27 protein-coding genes and 1 pseudogene are annotated in these 18,552 nt (G+C 63.8%); 18 read left to right on the top strand and 10 right to left on the bottom strand.

Annotation, left to right across the window (positions count from 1 at the left end; all coding sequences use genetic code 11):
* Positions 1 to 2 precede the first annotated feature (2 nt).
* Positions 3 to 161 (top strand): hypothetical protein, encoded by a 159-nt coding sequence (locus EBI04_RS13145; protein ID WP_167481883.1) that lies wholly within the window; start codon positions 3 to 5, stop codon positions 159 to 161.
* Here the strand turns inward: EBI04_RS13145 and EBI04_RS04710 are convergent.
* Positions 158 to 571 carry a hypothetical protein gene (locus EBI04_RS04710; protein WP_135256375.1) on the bottom strand — a complete coding sequence of 138 codons (414 nt, stop codon included), beginning with the start codon at positions 569 to 571 and terminating at the stop codon, positions 158 to 160. The genes EBI04_RS13145 and EBI04_RS04710 overlap by 4 nt on opposite strands.
* A gap of 30 nt (positions 572 to 601) precedes the next feature.
* Here EBI04_RS04710 and EBI04_RS04705 point away from each other — a divergent pair, with 30 nt between their 5' ends.
* From EBI04_RS04705 to EBI04_RS04655, 12 genes and pseudogenes are all read left to right on the top strand, one after another.
* A complete protein-coding gene (locus EBI04_RS04705; RefSeq protein WP_135256373.1) occupies positions 602 to 1,033 on the top strand; it encodes a hypothetical protein in 432 nt (143 codons plus the stop codon).
* Positions 1,021 to 1,464: a hypothetical protein gene (locus EBI04_RS04700; protein WP_135256371.1), complete on the top strand. Its 444-nt coding sequence runs from the start codon at positions 1,021 to 1,023 to the stop codon at positions 1,462 to 1,464. Before EBI04_RS04705 ends, EBI04_RS04700 begins: the two co-directional genes overlap by 13 nt.
* A gap of 87 nt (positions 1,465 to 1,551) precedes the next feature.
* On the top strand, positions 1,552 to 1,887 hold the full coding sequence (locus EBI04_RS04695) for a hypothetical protein (protein ID WP_135256369.1): 336 nt from the start codon (positions 1,552 to 1,554) through the stop codon (positions 1,885 to 1,887).
* Between the two features lie 150 nt (positions 1,888 to 2,037).
* Positions 2,038 to 2,274 carry a hypothetical protein gene (locus EBI04_RS04690; protein WP_135256367.1) on the top strand — a complete coding sequence of 79 codons (237 nt, stop codon included), beginning with the start codon at positions 2,038 to 2,040 and terminating at the stop codon, positions 2,272 to 2,274.
* Between the two features lie 11 nt (positions 2,275 to 2,285).
* Positions 2,286 to 2,627 (top strand): hypothetical protein, encoded by a 342-nt coding sequence (locus EBI04_RS04685; RefSeq protein ID WP_135256365.1) that lies wholly within the window; start codon positions 2,286 to 2,288, stop codon positions 2,625 to 2,627.
* Positions 2,628 to 2,878: 251 nt separating this feature from the next.
* A pseudogene (locus tag EBI04_RS13970) lies at positions 2,879 to 3,316 on the top strand (hypothetical protein); the annotation flags it as partial.
* Positions 3,317 to 3,476: 160 nt separating this feature from the next.
* Complete coding sequence (locus EBI04_RS04680) at positions 3,477 to 4,106, top strand: HD-GYP domain-containing protein (RefSeq protein WP_167481882.1); 630 nt, start codon at positions 3,477 to 3,479, stop codon at positions 4,104 to 4,106.
* Positions 4,103 to 4,582, top strand: a complete 480-nt coding sequence (locus EBI04_RS13965) for a DUF5317 family protein (protein WP_373277641.1) — start codon at positions 4,103 to 4,105, stop codon at positions 4,580 to 4,582. Before EBI04_RS04680 ends, EBI04_RS13965 begins: the two co-directional genes overlap by 4 nt.
* A gap of 311 nt (positions 4,583 to 4,893) precedes the next feature.
* The gene (locus EBI04_RS04670) at positions 4,894 to 5,100 is read left to right on the top strand and encodes a thermonuclease family protein (RefSeq protein ID WP_135256359.1); all 207 of its coding nucleotides are present in this window, start codon (positions 4,894 to 4,896) and stop codon (positions 5,098 to 5,100) included.
* Positions 5,101 to 5,719: 619 nt separating this feature from the next.
* Positions 5,720 to 6,208 (top strand): TRIC cation channel family protein, encoded by a 489-nt coding sequence (locus EBI04_RS13960; protein WP_135256357.1) that lies wholly within the window; start codon positions 5,720 to 5,722, stop codon positions 6,206 to 6,208.
* Positions 6,165 to 6,677 (top strand): hypothetical protein, encoded by a 513-nt coding sequence (locus EBI04_RS04660; RefSeq protein ID WP_135256355.1) that lies wholly within the window; start codon positions 6,165 to 6,167, stop codon positions 6,675 to 6,677. The genes EBI04_RS13960 and EBI04_RS04660 overlap by 44 nt, the downstream gene beginning before the upstream one ends.
* A gap of 22 nt (positions 6,678 to 6,699) precedes the next feature.
* The gene (locus EBI04_RS04655) at positions 6,700 to 8,058 is read left to right on the top strand and encodes an AAA family ATPase (protein WP_135256353.1); all 1,359 of its coding nucleotides are present in this window, start codon (positions 6,700 to 6,702) and stop codon (positions 8,056 to 8,058) included.
* On the opposite strand, the gene EBI04_RS04650 is transcribed toward EBI04_RS04655, so the two are convergent.
* On the bottom strand, positions 8,039 to 8,425 hold the full coding sequence (locus EBI04_RS04650) for a hypothetical protein (protein WP_135256352.1): 387 nt from the start codon (positions 8,423 to 8,425) through the stop codon (positions 8,039 to 8,041). The genes EBI04_RS04655 and EBI04_RS04650 overlap by 20 nt on opposite strands.
* Before the next feature lie 3 nt (positions 8,426 to 8,428).
* Positions 8,429 to 8,776, bottom strand: coding sequence for a hypothetical protein (locus EBI04_RS04645; RefSeq protein WP_135256350.1), 348 nt, complete (start codon positions 8,774 to 8,776; stop codon positions 8,429 to 8,431).
* Between the two features lie 138 nt (positions 8,777 to 8,914).
* Here EBI04_RS04645 and EBI04_RS04640 point away from each other — a divergent pair, with 138 nt between their 5' ends.
* Genes EBI04_RS04640 through EBI04_RS13765 form a run of 3 tightly spaced genes read left to right on the top strand, consistent with a single transcriptional unit; the run spans position 8,915 to position 11,176 of the window.
* A complete protein-coding gene (locus EBI04_RS04640; protein ID WP_135256349.1) occupies positions 8,915 to 10,525 on the top strand; it encodes a hypothetical protein in 1,611 nt (536 codons plus the stop codon).
* Between the two features lie 52 nt (positions 10,526 to 10,577).
* Positions 10,578 to 10,838 (top strand): hypothetical protein, encoded by a 261-nt coding sequence (locus EBI04_RS04635; RefSeq protein ID WP_135256347.1) that lies wholly within the window; start codon positions 10,578 to 10,580, stop codon positions 10,836 to 10,838.
* Positions 10,829 to 11,176 carry a hypothetical protein gene (locus EBI04_RS13765; RefSeq protein ID WP_135256345.1) on the top strand — a complete coding sequence of 116 codons (348 nt, stop codon included), beginning with the start codon at positions 10,829 to 10,831 and terminating at the stop codon, positions 11,174 to 11,176. The genes EBI04_RS04635 and EBI04_RS13765 overlap by 10 nt, the downstream gene beginning before the upstream one ends.
* Before the next feature lie 60 nt (positions 11,177 to 11,236).
* Here EBI04_RS13765 and EBI04_RS04625 read toward each other — a convergent pair whose 3' ends face one another.
* The 4 genes from EBI04_RS04625 to EBI04_RS04610 are packed head-to-tail and all read right to left on the bottom strand — an operon-like array spanning position 11,237 to position 14,955.
* Positions 11,237 to 13,108, bottom strand: coding sequence for a DUF4900 domain-containing protein (locus EBI04_RS04625; protein WP_135256343.1), 1,872 nt, complete (start codon positions 13,106 to 13,108; stop codon positions 11,237 to 11,239).
* A 2-nt stretch (positions 13,109 to 13,110) separates the two neighbouring features.
* Positions 13,111 to 14,031 carry a PilW family protein gene (locus EBI04_RS04620; protein ID WP_240695377.1) on the bottom strand — a complete coding sequence of 307 codons (921 nt, stop codon included), beginning with the start codon at positions 14,029 to 14,031 and terminating at the stop codon, positions 13,111 to 13,113.
* Between the two features lies 1 nt (position 14,032).
* Positions 14,033 to 14,470 carry a type IV pilus modification PilV family protein gene (locus EBI04_RS04615; RefSeq protein ID WP_135256341.1) on the bottom strand — a complete coding sequence of 146 codons (438 nt, stop codon included), beginning with the start codon at positions 14,468 to 14,470 and terminating at the stop codon, positions 14,033 to 14,035.
* 11 nt (positions 14,471 to 14,481) lie between these two features.
* Positions 14,482 to 14,955 (bottom strand): prepilin-type cleavage/methylation domain-containing protein, encoded by a 474-nt coding sequence (locus tag EBI04_RS04610; protein ID WP_135256340.1) that lies wholly within the window; start codon positions 14,953 to 14,955, stop codon positions 14,482 to 14,484.
* Between the two features lie 176 nt (positions 14,956 to 15,131).
* On the opposite strand from EBI04_RS04610, the gene EBI04_RS13760 reads away from it, so the two are divergent.
* Both EBI04_RS13760 and EBI04_RS04600 read left to right on the top strand, forming a co-directional pair.
* Entirely contained in the window at positions 15,132 to 15,737 is a 606-nt protein-coding gene (locus EBI04_RS13760) for a helix-turn-helix domain-containing protein (RefSeq protein WP_135256338.1), read from the top strand.
* On the top strand, positions 15,734 to 15,916 hold the full coding sequence (locus EBI04_RS04600) for a DUF2442 domain-containing protein (protein ID WP_206202070.1): 183 nt from the start codon (positions 15,734 to 15,736) through the stop codon (positions 15,914 to 15,916). The genes EBI04_RS13760 and EBI04_RS04600 overlap by 4 nt, the downstream gene beginning before the upstream one ends.
* A gap of 374 nt (positions 15,917 to 16,290) precedes the next feature.
* Here EBI04_RS04600 and EBI04_RS04595 read toward each other — a convergent pair whose 3' ends face one another.
* The 3 genes from EBI04_RS04595 to EBI04_RS13755 form a co-directional block, all read right to left on the bottom strand.
* On the bottom strand, positions 16,291 to 16,752 hold the full coding sequence (locus tag EBI04_RS04595; protein WP_135256336.1) for a hypothetical protein: 462 nt from the start codon (positions 16,750 to 16,752) through the stop codon (positions 16,291 to 16,293).
* A 4-nt stretch (positions 16,753 to 16,756) separates the two neighbouring features.
* The gene (locus tag EBI04_RS04590; protein ID WP_167481880.1) at positions 16,757 to 17,977 is read right to left on the bottom strand and encodes an ATP-binding protein; all 1,221 of its coding nucleotides are present in this window, start codon (positions 17,975 to 17,977) and stop codon (positions 16,757 to 16,759) included.
* Positions 17,978 to 18,316: 339 nt separating this feature from the next.
* Positions 18,317 to 18,451, bottom strand: coding sequence for a type II toxin-antitoxin system HicB family antitoxin (locus EBI04_RS13755; RefSeq protein ID WP_276605494.1), 135 nt, complete (start codon positions 18,449 to 18,451; stop codon positions 18,317 to 18,319).
* Positions 18,452 to 18,552: the final 101 nt, after the last annotated feature.

Raw genomic sequence — 18,552 nt, 5'->3', positions numbered from 1 at the left:
GGATGAGGCGGTTTGTGTACGGTGTGAACCTGGACAGCGAAGACTACAACCCCATCACCCACATCGCGGTGCTGACGGAGGAGGAGGCCAGGAGCCTCGAGGACTTCGTAGAGCGCTTCGGGGACCGCCTGGTGGCCCTGACGCCGGAGGAGGAGAACTAGGGGTCAGCCCCTACCGAAAGAGCCCGCCACCCCTCCTCCAAGCGGTGCCTCAAGGGGAAAAAGCCCAGGAGGGCCAAGACCCCTCCCTCCAGGGCAAAGTCCAGCTGGCCCTCGAGGACGCCAAACCAAAGGGCCCAGAGCCCAAGGGCCCAGGGCAGGGTGAGGAGTACGGCCCAGCGGTAACCGTAGCCCCACCGGGGCAGGCGGAGCCCGCTCCGGTAGAGGAGCTCCCCGCCCACGAAGAGGGCGGACATGCCGGGCAGGGCCGCCAGGGCCACCTCGGCCCCGAGTTCGCTCCAAAGGAGGAGGAAGGCCAGGGCCAGGGGGAGGCGGAGGTCGAGGGCAGGCCGCCGCAGGCGGGGCAGGAGCCACAGGGGGAAAAGGGCCAGGAACAAGGGAAGGGCCTTCACGGCCTGAAGATACCCAAAAGGAGGCTTGGAGTGGGCTACGAAGTGCTGTACCTGACGGCTTTGGAGGTGCGCCCGGAGCGGGTGCGGGACATGGAGCGCATCCTGGAGCTCCGGGAGAGGGCCATCGGGGAGGAGGGCACCCGGGAGGGCTTCGCCGCCCTCCTCCAGAAGGAGCTTCCCCACCTGAAGGAGGCCTTCACCCCCGAGGGGGTGGGGGCCGTCCTCAACAGCGACGACCCCTACCTGGACAAAGACGGCTTCCTCACCCTGGGAGCGGTCTACAACGGGGGCGGCGTGGCCGAGGCCCTCTTCCTCTCCCACTTCCTGGTGAAAGGAGAGGTCATCGTCCTCTCCGACGACGAGGAGCTCCTGTACGGCTACCGGGTGGTGGAGGAGGGGAAGGTGGAGCCCCTGCAGGGGGCTCTCGTGGACGGCAGCGGGAGGGTGGTGTGGAGCGGGTAGCCGTGCCCCTCGAACCCGTACCTGGAGGGCCAGACTACCCGGCGGTGGGGCTTTTCCACCTGAGCGCCCTGAACGCCCTGGCGGGGTGCTGGCAGGACGCCGAGGCCAACAGGTACGGCCTCGCCGCCCTCCTGCCCAAGTACCTGGCGGGGCCCATGGTCCGGGTGGAGCGGGTCAAGAGCCCGGCCCTCAGGAAGGCCCTCGAGGAGGCCCACCAGAGGGGAGGCCTCCGCCTCATGCCCCTGGAGGTGGACGGCCTCCTGGAGGAGGCGGAGGCGGACCCGGACCTCACGGACGGCGCGACCCTGGTCCTGGGGTCCATCACCCCCTTCCGGGGCTTCCTCGGGCTCTTCTTCTGCGAGCGCTGGCCGGAAAGCCGCCTCCTGGCCTTCCCCACCAGGGGAGACCTGGAGAGGGTGCTGGGCGGCTAAAGGGGGGGCCTTTAGGCCCCCTCGGGCTTTTGTGCCATGGTACAGACGGAAAAAGCACAGGTCCAAATCAAGGTCAAAAGCCTCCGGATGGAGGTCTGCCCCGTCTGCCGGGGGGAGGGCTTTCTGCCCACCTTCCGCCCCCTGGAGGGCGGCCCGCCCCGGCTTCCCCTCCTGGGCCTGTGGGACCCGGCGGAGCTCTGGGACGAGTGCCCGGCCTGCGAGGGCACGGGCCGGGTGCCCGGGGAGCCCCTGGCCCACCCCGACCCCTGGGAGCAGGCCCTCGAGGGGCGGACGGAGGAGGAGGCGCAGGAGCTAGGGGAGTGGGTGGCCGCCTACCGGAGGCTGAGGCGGGAGGCCAGGCTTGCCCCAGAGGAGGCAGCCAGGGGGGCGGACCTGGAGGTCTTTGGCCCTCTGCTGTTCTGAAGGAGGTGAAAAATGGAAGAGCTAGACACCCTGGCAGGAGCGTGGGACGGGGAAAAGGAAAAGGCAGGCTAACACCCCCTTCCTCCTCCCCAGACGCCCCGCCCCCCCGGAGCGGGGGCCCACAGGAGCATCTTGACCAGGAGGAAAAGCATGAAAGACCCTCTGGGAAAAGCTCTGGAGCTTCTGGAGTCCTCAGCCCGCTTCTTGCTCCTGGAGGCCAACCACCTCCGTAAGGCCAAGGGCAAGGAGCGCTACAGGGTAGCCAAAGCCCTCCAGCCCCTGGCCGAACAGATCAGCACCCTGGCTAGTCAGGTCTACGCCCTGGAAAAACTCATCCACAAGGACGAGGACAACTCTGCGGAGGCCTTGAGAAAGGAGTTTTTCTGAAAGGAGGAGGGATGAACACGGAAACTCTTCGGCAAAGAGCCCAGGCCCTCATCGCCGCCATCGCCGCCCACGCGGAGGCCAAGCTGGCCTACGAGGCCGCCCTGGACGCCCTGGAGGACGCCCGGGCCAGGGCCATCCGGGAGGGCCTGGAGGGCAAGAACGAGCAGGCCCGCCAGGCGGAACTCCTGGCAAAGACCAAGGAGCAGGAGGAGGCGGTGCGGAGCGCCCGGGCCGTGCTGCGGGTGGCCGAGGCCAACCTGGAGATGGCCCGCATCGCCTACAGCGTGGAGAAGGAGGCGGCCCGCCTCGAGGCCCTCGCCCGGGGAATCGCGCCCGAGGCGGTGTTGCAGTAGACCAAGGGGTGCGGCCCTTTTCGCACCCCGATAGTGTGATGATTGCTCCACGGCTGGATTTCCTACTATAGGTGTTTCTGGTATCTTGGATGTGAAAGGGGGTGGAAGAGTGAACCGCCAGGTTTTCCGTTCCCTGGTTTGGGCGCTAGGCCTAGTGGCTATGGCGGTAGCCGCGGGCGGCGGTTGGGTTTGGTGACAGCAGTTGGGTTGCCCGGGGGGACCCCCCGGGCAGTCTTTGTGAGGCGAAACGAATGAGGCGGGTACAGGCTTACGTCCTTTTGGTTTTCCTTTTGGCGGTCGCTTTTGTAGGGAGTGTGGGTTTCTCCGTTTCCCTGGCGCTGTTGGGGGACTTTCTTTTTTTCACCCTCCTCACCCTTTTCTTTTCTCTGTTGACCGTGCCCTTGCCCCTTGTAGGACGGGTGACTATGGGTTTCGTGGGTTCCCTGGCCAGTGCAATGGTTCTCCCGCCGGGCTGGGCCTTTTTTGCGGGAGCCCTTGGGTACTGGCCGCGGGAGCGTCCTGTTTTTCTGAAGGAAGTTTTCAACCGTTCCCAACTGGGGCTAGCTGCTGGGGTGGCAAGTCTGCTTTACCACGCCTGGGAGGGGTTCCCGGGAGCGGTCGTGGCATACTTCTTGGTAAATACCCTGGCGGTGATGATCCTTTTCTTTTTTCTTGGTTACAACCCCAGGACACTTTGGCGGCGCAACTACCAAGGTTTCGCCCTGGCTTATCTGGGCCTTTCTCCGGTGGCCTATTTTGATGGCCCGTGTCTACGAAACCTCTCCTTTAGGGGGTTGGGGGGGATGGGGTGTTTTGCTGATGGTTCTTCCTGTGGTTTACGCCTGGAGGATGTGGCTTTACCAAGTGCGGCTCACAGAGGCGGTGGACGCAATGGTATTGGGCATGGTGCGGGCTTTGGAAGCCAGAGATCCGTATACGGCCTTCCACTCCGAGCGTGTGGCCGCCATCGCTACGGATGTGGGACGGGAGATGGGTCTTGAAGAAAGGGAACTGGAGCTTCTGGAGCGGGGAGCTAGGCTTCACGATATCGGCAAGGTGGGGGTGCCTGACAGGATCCTCCGTAAAGAGCAGACACTTTCCGAGGAGGAGTGGGCCTGGATGCGGCGTCACCCGGAGTTAGGTGAAATGCTCCTCCGTCCCTTGGTCCACTACTTGGGGAATGTGATCCCCGTGGTCCTGTATCATCGCGAACGTTTTGATGGCCGGGGGTACCCCCAGGGTCTTTCTGGAAACGAAATCCCCCTGCTGGCCCGCATTGTGGCCGTGGCCGATGCTTACGAGGCGATGACTTCGGATCGCCCGTACCGGAGGGCCAAAAAACCAGAGAAGGCCATGCGAGAGCTTTTGGACCTAGCGGGGTGGCAGTTTGATCCCAGGGTGGTGGAGGCCTTTGCCCGAGCTTGGGCAAGAAACCCCGACTGGCGGGAGCGGAAACGGTACTTAGTGACCGTGGCATGACCCTGGCGGCGATGGTTGCTCTAGGAATGGGGGTTGCCCTGAGGTATGTGGGGCACCTTTTGGGGTTCCGCTTCCATCCGGTAGCCCTCAAAGGTTTCCTTCTTGGTTTTCTTGCCCTAGCTGTGGAGATCGGGGGGGTTTTGTTGCGAGTACCTGTGCAAGGAGCGGTTTACGCTTTGGTGGCCTTGTGGGGGGTTTTGAACCGAAAGGAAGGGGCGGTTTACCCCTTGACCCTTGGTGCCACCTTGAATGCCGTTGCCATCTTCCTTCACGGGGGAATGCCTGTGGATCCCATAGCCCTTGAAAAGGCAGGTCTTGCCCATACGGCAGAGCGCTTGAACGACGGCCTGCATTACCTCGGGGAAGCTTTTCCCCTGGGGGACTGGATTGCTTTGCCTGGGAGGGTTCTTTCCCCGGGCGACCTTTTGATCCTTCTTTCTCTCTTCCTAATCGGCATGAAGGGGGTGCGAGCATGAAAGGTGCGGTCCTTCTGGCACTAGGTGCGATAGCCTTGGCTTCTTTGACGCCTCAAGGGGCCTTGTACGGTCCTTTGGAGGTCCAAAGGGTAGATCCACCGAATGTAGCGGTTCTGACGACCGGGCATAGGGTAGTTTTGGAGGGCATAGAGCTTCCCTACCATAGGGAAGGATCCCCCGCAACTGAACAGGCGAGGAGGAGAAAGCTTTTCTTCTCCACTCTCCTATCAAGGGGGCAGGAAAGCCAGCTTTGTGTTCAGGAACTTGTGAGACCTCAAGCCTATTTAGAGCTGGAAGGGGATCCGCAGAGAATGCGGGGTTACCTTTACATTCCCTGGCAGGAAAGCCTCTTGCTTCCCAGACCTCTCTTCCAGGTGGGAGAAATAAAGTTAGACCAGATCAACCTCCTTTTGGTCCTGCGAGGTTGCGCTTGGACCACAGGGCAGGGCCTTTACGCCTCCCTTCTCCTCCAAGCCCAGGAGGAAGCCCGGCGGGAAAGGCGCGGTGTCTGGCGCTGAAGAAACCGAAAACCTCCCGCTGGGATCAGCGGGAGGCCAGGGGGGGCTAAAGGCCGAGGAGATTGAAGAGGGTAGGCAACGCGGCTGCCAAAAGGGTGAGTCCAAGGCCGACCCCAAAGACGACTCTGGTCCATGAGATTTTTTCCATACCTGCCTCCTGAGATTTGAGATTTCAGATGGGAGATTTCCCCCTGAGCCTTTCGGCTCAGTGATATTCTACAACTGTGGTAGAACATGGGGAAGTGGGACATGAGGATGGAGCCTTTGGCCTACGTGTATACGGAGATCAGACTGCGAAAGACCTTCTTGGGAAATAAGGAGGCCCGTGTTCCTGGGGAAATCGTGGAGGAGGCACAGCGTTTGTTGAAGGGGTGGAAGGAGGTCTTCTGGCGGGCAAACCCGTTGGGATGGGTTGCCTATGGGGAGAACCTGTTCTTGTTTGAAGCTCTTGGGGGGTATGCGCGATGGGAACCTTATAAGGGTAAGGTGGTCCCGTATCCCGGTACAGAGGATCTCCTTGGCAGCCGGGGGCTTCTGGCCCGGCGGGGGTTTGAGGCCTGGATGGTTCCCCTGGAATTGCGGGACCGAAAAGGCCAGGTTCTAGTCGTTTTGGGAAAGGATGGGGCTGTTTCCTGGCAAGGGGGGTTTCATAGTGGGGATTGAACACCTTGTAGGGGCGGCCATTGCCTTGGGGGCCGGGAGCCAGTTTCGGAGGAGAGGACTTGGGGCTGTTTTGCTGATCGGTTTCTTTGCCGCAGTTGGAGGAGGAATTCTGCGGGACTTGCTCCTGGGCTTGCCCCTTTGGGTTTTGGATCATCCTCTTTACCCCCTTGTGGCGATCCTGGCCGCCTACGGCTCTTGGCGGGTACCCTTGCCGCCCCTTTTGGCCCTGACCCTGGATTTTGCCGGAAGCTTGCTCTTTGGGATTTGGGGAGCGGAACGGGCGGCAAGGGCAGGATGGGGTCTGGAAACTGCTGCCTTAGCTGGGCTCATAACCGCTATGGGCGGAGGGTTCTTGGGTTACTCCCTGCTTTTAGCCCTGGAGAAAGGGGGGGAATCTCAAAATGGTAACGGTCTCTCTCGATCGGAATCAGGAAAAGAAGGTTAGGCAGGACCTTGCCTATGCGGGTGCGGGGCTTCTCCTTCGGGGCAGTCACCGGGAAGGGTTTTCCCTCATCCTGGCTTCCCAAGCCCTTTACACCCGGCAGCTTTTGGAAGTCATGGAGGTCCTGACCAAGGGGGACTTGGAGGAGGCTGCCTGGTTGGCCTTCGGGTACACCCACCATCCCAGCCTGGAGAAGCGCACAGTGTATGGCCCTCCCGCAGGGGGCTGGAGGCAAATATGGGAACTCCTTTCCGAGGAAAGAATAGACCCCAAGGGGGAACCCGGGGCAACCCTGGTAGCCATCGCCCACACGGCTCACCTGGGGGAGCTGACGGCGCTGCTGGCCGTGCGGGAGCGTAAGGGCCTCGCACGGGCCGTGGAAGTGGCGCGGCTCCTCCTGGACCTCCGTCCCTTGACCTTCCGGTACGGCCTCCACGCGGTGTCTGGTCCCGTTCCCAAGGCGGAGGGCTAGACTTCCGTTTAGGGGGTGAGGTGTGGTGTGGCGGGGAAAGCCGTTGCCCCGGATCGGGGGGGAGGCGGTTTACTTGCTCCTGGCCCTCGCCAGCGGGGGCTTTTTTGCCCTGGAACGGCGGGCTGAGGCTCTGGTCCTGCTCCTGGTGTTTCTTCTCCTTTGGGCCTACTTCCGCACGGGTCGGCCCCGGTGGTTCGGCACCGGGGCGGCGGCCCTGGCGAGCATCCTCTTTGCCGCCCTCCTTCTGGGGACGCTGGGGTGGTTCCTGGCCCTGTTTTTGGGTTCGGCCAGAGGGGTAGCCGAATGGGCCCTAGGGGGAGCCTTGGTCCTCCTCACCCTGGGGGTCTGGTCCACCCTTCGCGGGTACAGGGTAGGCCGGGGTTGGACTAGGGAGGGAGCGGAATACCATGCGAAGGTGAGGGAAACGCGGGCCAAGGAAGTGCGTCAGGACGGGTCTTTCAGGGACTTTCCTCGCCTCGAGGCCCTTCTCAAGGAACGGGTGATCGGGCAGGACCGGGCGGTGGAAGCGGTGATCCGGGGGCTCAAGCGGAAGGCGGCAGGCCTCACCCGCAGGGAGAAGCCCCTTTCCCTGATGCTGGCGGGGCCCACGGGCACAGGGAAGACCGAGCTGGCGAAGACGCTCGCCGAGGCCCTGAGGCGTCCTTTGGTTCGCTACGACATGAACGCCTTCGGGCAGGAGTTCGCCGCCACGGCCCTGGTGGGATCCCCCCCGGGATACGTGGGCTCCGAGGAACCCGGGAGGCTTTACCGGGACTTGGCGGCGCACCCGGAGGGGGTCTTTCTCTTTGACGAGATGGAGAAAGCGCACCCCCTGGTCCTTGACCCCCTGCTCCAGCTTTTAGACGAGGGGCGGTTTCAGGAGCTTTCCCAGGGGCAGGTAGCGCAAGCCCACGAGGCCATCCTGGTCTTCACCACCAACCTCCTGTCCCAAGAAGCCTTTCTTGGGCAGGAGATCCCCGAGGGGGAGCTTCGGGAGCGCCTGGTGCACCTGGGGCTGAGGCCGGAGTTCGTGAACCGCCTGGACGTGGTGGTGGCCTTCCGTCCCTTTGACGAGGCCACCCTGCGGGAGATCGCCAAGCGCCACCTTTGGGCATACCTGAGGCGCTGGCAGGAGGCGAATGGGTTGCGCCTTCAGGTGGAGGTGGAGGAGGGGGTGTACGCCCATCTGGCTTCCCGCTGCGACCCCAGGTTCGGGGCCCGCGACCTCCAGCGGGTCATCGAAAGCACCGTGGGGGACGCCCTGGCCGAAGCCTTCCTTGTTAACCGCGTTAACCGCTCCCGAAAGGGAAGTCCACGGCACCTCTTGGTCGGATTGGAAGACCTGGGGGTTTTCGCTGAAATCAGGGTTGTGCTCTCGTGAGTTGTCCCAGATTCCACAGGAACCCCACCAGGTGCCCGTGCCCTGCGATGGCCAGGGCCAGGGGGTAGGAGAGGAGGGGATCCCCGGTGAGGCGGGTGAGAAAGACGACCTTCAGGGAGAGGAGCCCCAGGTCCACCAGGGGCATGCCCCAGGAGCCGAACTGGAGGGCTTTAGCGTAGAGCAGGTTGCTTTCCCGGTAGCCCCGCTCCAGGCCCCGCAGGGTGGTCCAGAGGTCTCCCGCCAGGGTAGTCCCGTAGTAGGCCAGGGCCCAGGGCCAGGCCTCCTTCCACACTTCGGGCTGGCCCAGCCCTAGGGCCAGGGTGTAGATCGTGAGCAGGCCGATCAGGGGGTAAACGAGGAAGGGCATCCCTCACCCCAGGGAAAACCCTGCCCGGCGGATCCCCATGTAGTTGCCGGTTCCCGCCGCCAGGTGGGTTATCCCCATGAAGAGCAGGGTTTTCCAGGGATCTTGGCTTAGCCCGGAGAGCACGGCGGCCAAGAGGAAGCTCAAAAGAGGCAAGCCCCAAGGCCCTAACCGCAGGAAGAGGCGTGCTAGGGGGTTCATCTCCTCTGCGCCAACTTCCAGACCGCGGAGAGTGGTCCACACGTCCCAGGTCAGGCCCACCAGGTAGAGGTGCAGGGCCCACGGATCAGGTTTTATCCCGAGGAGGGACGCGAGGACCACGGTTCCCGCACCGATGAGGGCATACCTGACCATGATCCCATCCTACACGCCTTCGGGGTGCCCCTGAAGGGCACCCCGGGCGGCTATGAGCAAGGCGGGTATGGCGGTGGCCGGGTTTGACCCCGGTGCCCTTATCCTACCATACAACCACCATGGTAGAATACAGGTGCTATGGCAAGGAAGTGGGTAGAGGCGGTGGTGGCGGCCCTTGGGCGTGTCCCCCAGACGCCCGAGGAGGCCCTGGCGGTGCTGGGGGCCCTTCTCCGTGCCAACCCCGCGGAGAAGGAGGAGTTCATCGGAGAAGCCCACCTGGCCTGGGTTGGAGGCGGGTGGGAGATCGAGGGGGACACCTCCCCCGAAGCCAGGGTCGTTCTCATGGCCCTGGCGGAGGCCACCCGGAGGCTTGCGGAGCGGTACGGGTGGAAGCGGGGTGGGGGATCCTCCAAGCTCCGGGTCACCGAGGAGGTGGCCCGGCGGGTGGTGGTGGTGGTCCAGGCCAAGGACTTGCCGAAGGAGGCCGTTTTCCGGGTGGGCCCGCAAGGGCTTTCCCAAGCTGCCCTCTGGAAGGCGGCCTACCTGGTGGCTGAGGGCAAGGTCGTTTACCTTGTGGGCCCGGTGGCCCACAAGGTCAAGCGGATGGTCTTGGACCGGGCGGCGAGGCTTTTGGCTAAGGCTGCTTCCAAGGTGCGGATGCCTTGGGGGGAGGAGGTTCCCCTGCTCAAGGGGGACAGGTGGGAGGATCTGGAAGCTCCCGAGCCCCGCATTGCGGCGGCGCTTCGGGAACTTCGGAAGCTTGTGGAGGAGGTGGTAGAGGAGGAGGAAGAGAACGAGGTAGCTGGGGACTGGGCGCACCAGACCCGGGTTTCCCGGCGGGCCCTCAAGGCCCTTTGGGTCCAGCTGGACCCGGAGGCCAGGGGAGTGGAGGCGGTCTACCTTCCGGAGGAGGAGGTCTTGGGTCTTCTGGACGGGGTGGAGGTGGACGTTTACAACCCCGAGGAGCTCCACCGCGTCCTGGGCCTCGAGGCTCGCCCTTTTTGCCGTCAGCCCACGGGTTGGCGGCGGATGGTGGAGGAGGTCGTCCGGTACGGGCGTTTCTTCACTTACCGGGAGGTAAAAGAGGTTTTTGCGGAGAGGAAAGGGGGAGATTGGCAGGTCTACAGGCTCCTCCAGGCTCCCGTGGCCTGGGAGGTGCAGGTCTTGGGGTTCAAGGATCCCGAGTCCGCCTTCCAGGAGGGGGTTCTGGAGGGGATAAAGGTGGCGAGGAGGCTCAAGGGCAAGGCCATGAAGGTGAACCCCATGGTTTACCTCGTGGCCGAGGTGCGCAAGTTCCTCTTGGAGCTTCGGGCCAGGGAGGTCGGGGTGTTCCGGCTTTCCTGGCGGGAGGCGGAGGCCGTGCGGCGCTACTTTGCCTTGATCAAGAAGCACGGCTTGTCTTCCAAGGAAGCCGCTGAGAAGGCGGGTCTTTCCAAGGAGCTTCGGGGGGCGCTGGAGGCGGGGGGAGAGCTGTCGGTGGACGCCTTCCTGGAGGTGGGGGTGGACCCCACCGCAGAGGTGGACCTGGAGGTGGATTACGATACATACCTCCTTCGAGAGAGGGTAAAAAAGGTCAGGGAGGAAGTGAGGGTTTTTTGGGGTCCCCAAGGTGAGGAGTTCGTGGAACTCCTCATGGACGGGGTGGCGCCCTACGCCGCCTCGTACCAGTTAGACCTTGGGGTGGAGTTTGCCGATGAGGTAGTAGCCTACCTCCGGCGAGAGTTGGAACCTTGGGTAGTAGAGGCCTGATCTCGGGTCTCTTAAGCCCCGCCTGACCTCAGGCGGGGTTTTCTGTGCGGAGATGTGGGAAGCGGAAGTTCTCGCCAAACGCCTTTGGGAAGAGGAGGTTTTCCCGGTCAAGCTTCGTGTAACCGTAAATGGAGAAGAGCTTTTCCCCGGAGGAAGGTTGGTGGCGGACGAGGTATCGTTGACCGAGCTTATGGTCCAGATCGCCAAACGCTTTCCCTCGTTCCGCACTCTGGAAGTGCGGCGGGTCTTGACCACGACGGCGGGAGTTTACGAAATCCCCGTTTTCCTTCTGGAGGAGGTATCATGTCTTTGATCATGCTTTCCCCTGGTAGCATGACGGTGAACGACTTTGGGGAGGAGCTGCTTCGGGCCTTGCGGGCGGAGGTGGAGGGGGCGGAGGGCGTCCCCGGGCTCATCGTGTGGGGGGAGACCCCGGAGGACCTGGAGACGGCCCTGTACGACCTCCTCAAGCACCTGGAGGAGCCCTACCGCACCCGCGTCCGCCGGGTCCTGGTGGACCTGGTGGAGCGCTCCCGGGCGGAGGGGTACACCGTCCTCGCCCTCCTGCCCACGGAAGAGGGGGTGCACGCCAAGGGGGCCCGGGTGAGCTTGGAAATCCTCCCTACCCTCAACGCCAAAGGCGAGGCCTGAGGTTTGCCTGCCTGGCCCCGGGGGGCTCCGCTTTGGGGCCCCCTACCCCCAAATGAACCACTAGAACTCCCTGAAGGAGAGGGGCGTGGCCAGGATCCGCTGGACGTCAAAGGTCCTGACCGTGGGGAAGTTGGGCGGGGCTAGAGCGCTGTCGGCGAAGCGCAGGTCGAAATCGTAGGTCTCGATGTAGCCGGAGATGAGCCGACCCGAGGAGTCGATAGTGCCCCGGAGCTGATCCGCGGACTGGATGAGGCCTCCAAAAAGCCGGAGCTTCCCCTGCTTCCCACGGCCAGAATAGTTCTCCACCGCTAAGCCCTTCCCCGAGGTGCCAGAGAGGTACGACCCCCAGAGATAGAGGTTGCTGGGGGCCTTGATAGGGGAGTCTTCGATGACCACGTTATCGGTTTGGGACATCACCCCGAGAACCGTGGGCAGGGTTTGGCCCGCACCCAGGGCGCACCTCGGTCGGCTGGCAAGGTAAGCGGCATCGCTCACCTTCGTGGGATCGCACTCGTACACCAGGTCCCCAGTGATGCCCACCTTGTTGACCGCCGTGATGTGAAGCTGGGTTTCCTTGGACAGGGCAGGCGGGATCTGGGATGGGGGAGGGTGGTCCGGGCAGAGATCTGCGTTCCCTGGGTAATCGTTGCCGCAAGGCAAAGGTGCGGTGCGCTCAGGTCCCTTAAGGCTACCGATGCTTCCGGTGACGTAGATCTGGCCCGTGGGTCCCCCCGTGCCCAGGGGAGCAGGGCCGTTGGGGACACCCGTATAAACGCCCACGGTGGTGGTGTTTTTCACCAGAGTGGTGGTGTTGGTTGTGTAGTCCACGGTGATGGTCCAGGTGTTGCTGCCCTGCTTGAAGCGATATACCTGCTGCCCGGTGCCGGTGGCCTGGAGCACCAGTTCATCCAGGTTCCCCTGGACGTAGATCCCTCCCTTGACCTGGCTTCCGTCGTTCACCAGGTAGACCCCGTTGGGCACGGAGGGGTTGCTGTTGCAGTTCTTGGCGGGCGGATTGTGGAGCCCCAGGGCGAAGCAAATGTCCCGGCTAGAAGGGGTCGTGGTATCCGATGGGTCCATCCCCAGGGCGGCCCGTTGCTGGGAAAGGGTCGAGGTGGGCAGCTCGATCACCGGCTGGTTCCTGAGGAACCCCTTCTGGAAATCGGGTACGGTGCAAGGGGGGCGAGAGTCACCTTGAACCCACAGTTTTCCGGGTCCCGTACATCCATCTCCCGAGAGGTGCCAGTACCAGGCCCCGTTGTCGCTGGTGCTCACCACATCCTTGAAGACCGGGCGCCCCCAGAATCCCCAGTTGTGGTTGGCGTGCACCGGGCCGTTGAAGACGCTGCCCGTGGGGAAGAAGCCGTTTTGTCCGCCAGCATCGTCCACCAGAAAGAGCCACTGGGAGAGGGATGGACGGCCAAGCTGGACCTCAAAGAACCCCTTTTCCTCGGTGCGGCGCACGGCATTCCCTACCCGACCTGTGGCCACCACCACGTAGTCCGCCCGGTAGGCCTGAGCGGTGGCCCCTTTGGTGTGGCCGCGGAACCGCGCCACGGTGAACTGGACCGTGGCCTGGCCCTGGTCGATGGCGCCGGAAGGCAAGGTGCTGTACCCCGAGTTGAGGATGCTCTGGATGCCGCTGGCGATGCTAGCCCACTGGCTCTCGGGGAGAACCCAGTCGGTGGCCGGATTGGCCGTGAGGTTCATCTTGGGAGCCAGGAAGGCTTTGATATTGGGGCGGGCGACTTCGAGAGCGTACCGGGCATAGGTCAGGCCAGCCTCGGAGGCGGCGCGAGCCTGCGCCGCCTGCAGGCTGGAGCGAGTTTGCCGCAGGTCGCCGATGGTGCCCATGAAGAGGATACTGCCCACCAAGGCCATCACCGCAGCCACCACGAGTACCGCAAGCAAAGCGACACCGCTTGTCCTCATCCCTACCTCCTGAGCTCCACCGTCTGGGTCACCGAAAGGGTGTCAGGAGTGCCCTTCCCCGGCAGGTTGCCGGGGCTTGTCCCCGTCAGGGTGATGCGCACTGCCCGCACCAGGCCGCCGATGTATTTGGTGCTGTCAGGGGTTGCCCCGTAACCCTGGGTGCTGAAGGCAGCGGCCGCGTCCTCCAGGGTGGGGTAGAAGACCAGGCGGGAAGAGAGGGCGTTGGGATCCTCCGGTACCCCGTACCACACCCGCAGGTCCGTGATACCAAAGGCCACGATGCCGGCTCCCGCGGTGCCGGTTCCGTCGTAGCCCGTCATACGGTAAAGCACTTTAAGCCCCGGTTCCAGGGGATCCTCACGGATGACATAGGTGGCGAGATCCACCTTGAAGAGGTAAGCGCTGGTGGTCCACTGTCCAGAGATCTTATCCTGGTTGTGTTGGACCTTATCCCGGTTGGGGTTGGGCGGTCCTGAGCAGGGTTGGGCGTAGTTGGCTTGAAGCTGCCGCTGGGTGATGCGTAAGAGCTGGTACTCCCCGCCGTTGTACAGGAGGGCCAGATCCCCATCCTGGAAGGCCCTTGCGTCACAGATACCTGTTTCCGCCGAGTTGGTGAAGCTGTTGCCAGGGGGTTCGGCCACTGGGGAAGACTCCCCGGTCAGGGTGACCACGGCCACCTGTTGGTGGTTGCTGCAGGCCTTGGTGCTGTCGCAGGGGGTTTGATGCCAAACATGAAGGTAGGATCCCGAACGCAGATCCTGAGTGATGTAGTGCAGGGCGGCCCGAAGATTCTGCTGGGTCTTCAGGCGAAGGTCCTCATGGCGCTTAAAGGTAAGGGACTCGGAGAACGCCCTCAGGGTGAGGGTGAAGAGGATCCCCAGGATGGCCAGAGCCACCAAAATCTCGATGAGGGTGAACCCCATTTTACTGGTTGATGAGCGTGCTGAGAACAAAGCTGGACTCACCTCCTCCCGTCTTGCGGTACCACGTGGTTACCGTCACGGTCCACACTTGGGGGGAACTGGAGAACGATCGTGCCTGCACCCTGAACCTGAAAGGTCCCCACTCCTGGTTCAAGACCGAAGGGTCGGGGTCCCCCGCTGCCACGAAGGTGGAATCGCCAGCATAGTCGTATCCATAGCTGTACTCACGCCCTCCCGTGAAGGCCGTGAAGTCTAAGCTCTTAGCCCGGAAACGGTCCAGCCAAACCTCAGCGGCAGCGATGGCCCTGGTCCGGATCCGGTCGTCACTGTTCATCCGCAGGCTGGACACCACCGTGCTGGTAAACGCCCCTACCACTAGCCCTAGAACGGCGAGGGCTACCAGGACCTCCACCAGGGTTATGCCGTGGGCTCTCCTCATGCCACCTCCTTCTACAGAGCCGCTGTTTTTACCGCCCCCACCATGGAAACGAGGAGGCGGAAGGTCTTGCTACCATTAGTCAGGCGGATCTCAGGGGCAGCAATGCCGGGGCTTGCCAGGGGGAAGCCCGCGCTGTACGTGAGCACAGTACGGGGGTCGAACTCCAACCAAGCCCCGGCAGGGACGTTGCTTATGCTCACAGGGCTGGATAGGTTACGCGTCAGCACCAACGTGTAATCCGTGGGGGAGGTCTTTCGTTCCATGACATAGGTCTGGTTTCCCATGAAGCGCAGACGGCAGCTGTCTCCCCAGGAAAGGGCGTTGGTGCGGCATGTCTGGATGTCTTGTGAGAGTAAATTCACCGCGTCCTCCAGACTTAGGTGGCGGCGGAAGCCAAGGAGATTGGAGACTGCCAAGCCCAGGAGGATCCCCAACACGCTCACGATCACCAGGAGTTCTATTACCGTAAGCCCTTTCCTGTGCATCACCCCCTCCTTGCAAACCGAAAATACCCTACTTGAGCTTCCCGTACATCCCCCAAATGGGGGAGTCCATGCCCCCAGGCTGGGCCCCCCTGGCCCTCCCCGCCAGGAGGCACCCCACTCTACTCCTACCCCCCTCTCACCCCCCTTCTTTTGCCAAGTGGTAAACTCTGGGGGGTATGGTGGAGAGCGCGAGGCAACGGGCGGCGGAGGCGATTGCGAGGCGGCGGCGGGAGCTGGGGCTGACCCTGGGGCAGGTGGCGCAGGTGTTGGAGGCTTCCGACGGGTACGTGTGGAAGCTGGAGAAGGGGCTGATCAACCTGGAGAACGTGTCCTACGGGCGGCTTACGGCCCTGATGCGGGCCCTGCGCTGGACCCCGGAGGAGTTCGCCCAGGCCACGGGGGTGGCGGTGCCGGGGCTCACCGCCGAGGAGGTGCCCGGGGCCCCTCCCGTGCCCCTCCTGAAGGTGCCCGTGTGGGGCACGGGGGACTACCTGGTCCTGGGCTTGCCGGGGGCCGAGGTGGACCCCAAGGACCTGCGGGCCCTCCGGCACCGGGAGGGGTTCGTGGTGTACCGGGAGGGGGAGGAGCCGGAGCCGGGGGAGCTGGCGGTGGTGGCGGCCCGGGAGGGGGAGATGCCCCCGTACCCCGTGCGCTTCCTGGGCCTCACCCCCCGGAAGAGCTACGTGGTGGAGACCCTGGGGTGCCCTCCGGAGCGGCGCACCCTGGAGAAGGGGGACTTTGCCCTCCACCGGGCCGTGGGGGAGGTGCGGGTGTGGGGGTGAGGCGGATCGCGAGGGCAGAGCCCCTGGGGGGCTACCGGCTCCTCCTGGGCTTCGACGACGGCACGGAGGGAGAGGTGGCCTTCTCCCCGGGGGAGTTCACGGGACCCCGCCTTCTTCGCCCAGGCCCGCCCCGACCCCGAGTTTGGGGCCCTGGCGTGGCCGGGGGAGATCGAGCTTGACCCCCTGACCCGCAAGATACGGGCTTCGCCCGTGAATTACGCACGGGCCACCGGGCGGAAGACCTTGGGATAGCCCCCTCCCCAAGGAGAAAGGGTTTTCCTAAAGATTAGCGGGAAGCCGTGTGCGCCCCGGGCTCATTCATGACCTCGGGGGACGCCGGGTGTTCCCGGTTTTCCGGGAACACCCAACTTACCGGGAACACCAGAAATGCCCTTCAGCACGGCATAAATCCCCTCTGTTCCCGGTGTTCCCGGAAATTCCGAGGTATACCCCCTAGGTGTTTGCGAGGGGTCATCCTGTGACCCGTCCCAAATGCCAGTGGGCGCATGGGGGGCGTTCTGCAAGGTTTCCTCATGGCCCGGGACGCGGGGCATCAGGAGACACCCTTTCCCAGGTACTCCTGGAGAAACTCTCCACGCTCCTTCACGGGCAACAGGTTCGTTGCCCTCAGGGCCTGAAGCAGCCCCTGATCCGTGGTGACCAGGACCTCTGCCCGAGACGCCAAGGCCGCTTTTACCAGGTAGCGATCCTCCTGGGGGATGGAGCTCCCTTGGGTTCCCAGGTTTCCCTCATGATCGGGCACGGTCGTCTTTTCGGCGTTCCAGAGGAAGCCCCCGAAGAGAAGCCTTGCCGCCACTCTGATTGGAGGATCTCCCCGCTTGGCTAAGGCGAAGGCCTTCTCCGCCCAGGGGCTACCTGGGGGAAACAGAATGCGGTCGCACTGGGCTAGGATGGCCTCTAAGAGGTGGAGGGTTTCCCCCAGGCGCTCGGGGCCGTTCTCTCCCCAGAGGTCGTGAAAGAGCCACTCGTCCAGGGCAAGGATCCGCCCTGCCATCCCCTTACCCACGCCGCACGCTCAGGAGGGTCCTCAGGTCCTCCAGCTCCCCCTCTAGAAAGCTCAGGAGCCCTCCTTCCACCCGGCCATCGGGGGTGACCCTCTGGGGCTGGAAGCGGGTCTCTCCAGCCTCCTTCCCCGCCAGGTAGCAGACCAAAGCTTCCGGGGGCAAAGTACCCTCGGCCACCAGGCCCAGGAAGGCGCTCACGAGGGCCTCGCTGTGGGTGGAGAGGACGAAGCGCTTGCCCTCCTCCAGGGCGATGCGGGCAAGCTCCCGGGCCAGGCGGCGGACCAGGCTGGGGTGGAGGTGGACCTCAGGCTCCTCCACCAGGAGCGTCTCCGTGTCCCGGTAGAGGGCTTGGGCCAGCAGGTGGACCATCTGGTTGACGCCAAAGCCCTCGTTGACCAGTTCGTGGGCGACCTTGGTGGCCGTATCCAGCACCCACAGACCGAACAACGAGGTGCCCACCTGGGGCCGGGCCCGAAGCTGGCGGCCCGCGATCTCCTCCAGGTAAGCGCTCACCTTGAGTTCCAGCTCTGGATCCTGGACCAAAACCGTGGCCACCTCCCCCTCCCGCAGGGGCAAGCCGCTGAAGGAAGCGGGCTGGTACTGGGGCTGGGTAAACCCCCGCCCCAAGGGAGCGAAGGCCACCCGGCGCAAGCGCTCCAGGGGAGCGTTGAGATGGGCCAGGAGGTCCTGCACCTCCGCGGCCACCTCGGGGGAAGGGGTGGACTCCAGGGTCCAGGCCAAGCCGTTCCAGCGAAGCTGCAACGAGGTGCCCTTGTACGAGAAGGGAACCGGGGCTAGAGCGCCCCCCGGATAGGGGAGGCTGGCCTCCACACGGGCTTGCAAGAGGGGCCTTTCATCCTCTTCCGCCCAAGCGGTGTAAGCGAACTCCACCCAGTTGGGTTCCCGCAAGGCCACCCCGTGCCTCAGGCGCAGCCGCTCCCCTTGCCACGCCTCTTCCACCTCCAGGGCCAGGGCCAGGGTTCCTTGGGGGTTCCTCCGGTACACCACCTCCCTGAACCCCCCTAGGTTGAGGAAGCCCAGGTTGAAGAAGGAGGGTAGCGGCTGGTTGGGGGCCAAAAGGAGGTTTTTCAGGACAAAGAGGGCGTAGAGCAGGGAGGACTTCCCCGCCCCATTGGGGCCGTAGAGAAGGGTGATGGGACCGAGGGCAACTTCCTGTTCCCGCACGGAGCGGAAACCCTCCACGCGCAAACGCAAGGGAGCGACACCCCCATTTGCCCTTCCTTGGCTTCCCATGGACATCCCCCCTTCCCTTAGACCCAAGGTATCACAAAGCCCTGGAACGCCCCATGTCCATTTACCGGGAACATCGGGAACAAGAGGGGTTTGCCATTTCTCAGAGGGCGCTTTCCCCGTTTCCGGTAAGCCTCCTCTTCCGGGCACACCGGGAACAACTCCCTGGTCCCGAAGGGCCTTTCCGGTCTTCCGGGAACACGGGGGGTTTCCTTGACGAGCTTCAGGTGGCTTCCCCGCTGGGAATGGGGCTGGAAGCCCGCGGCCTCGAGGCGGCGCTTCACCTCCCGGAAGGGCAGGGGCCTAAGCGGCCCCAAGCTCCACCTCCACTTTCTGCGCCACGGGCACCCGGGTGGGGGTCGGAGGCTCGAAGTAAAGCTCCAGGGCCTCCTTGAGGTTGGCCAGGGCTTCCTCTTCGGTGGCCCCCTGGCTGGCCACATCCACCTCCAGGCACTAGGCCACCCAGAGGTCCCCTTCCTGCCAAAGGTGGGCGGTGAAGGTGCGCTTCACGGCCTAAGGATACAACGGACTGAGGCCGT

Origin of the sequence: Thermus caldilimi (genome assembly GCF_004684245.1) — a bacterium.
In the GTDB taxonomy this organism is placed as follows: Bacteria; Deinococcota; Deinococci; order Deinococcales; family Thermaceae; genus Thermus; species Thermus caldilimi.
The sequence above is the reverse complement of the archived record's forward strand: the minus strand, read 5'-3'. Positions and strand labels throughout refer to the sequence as shown.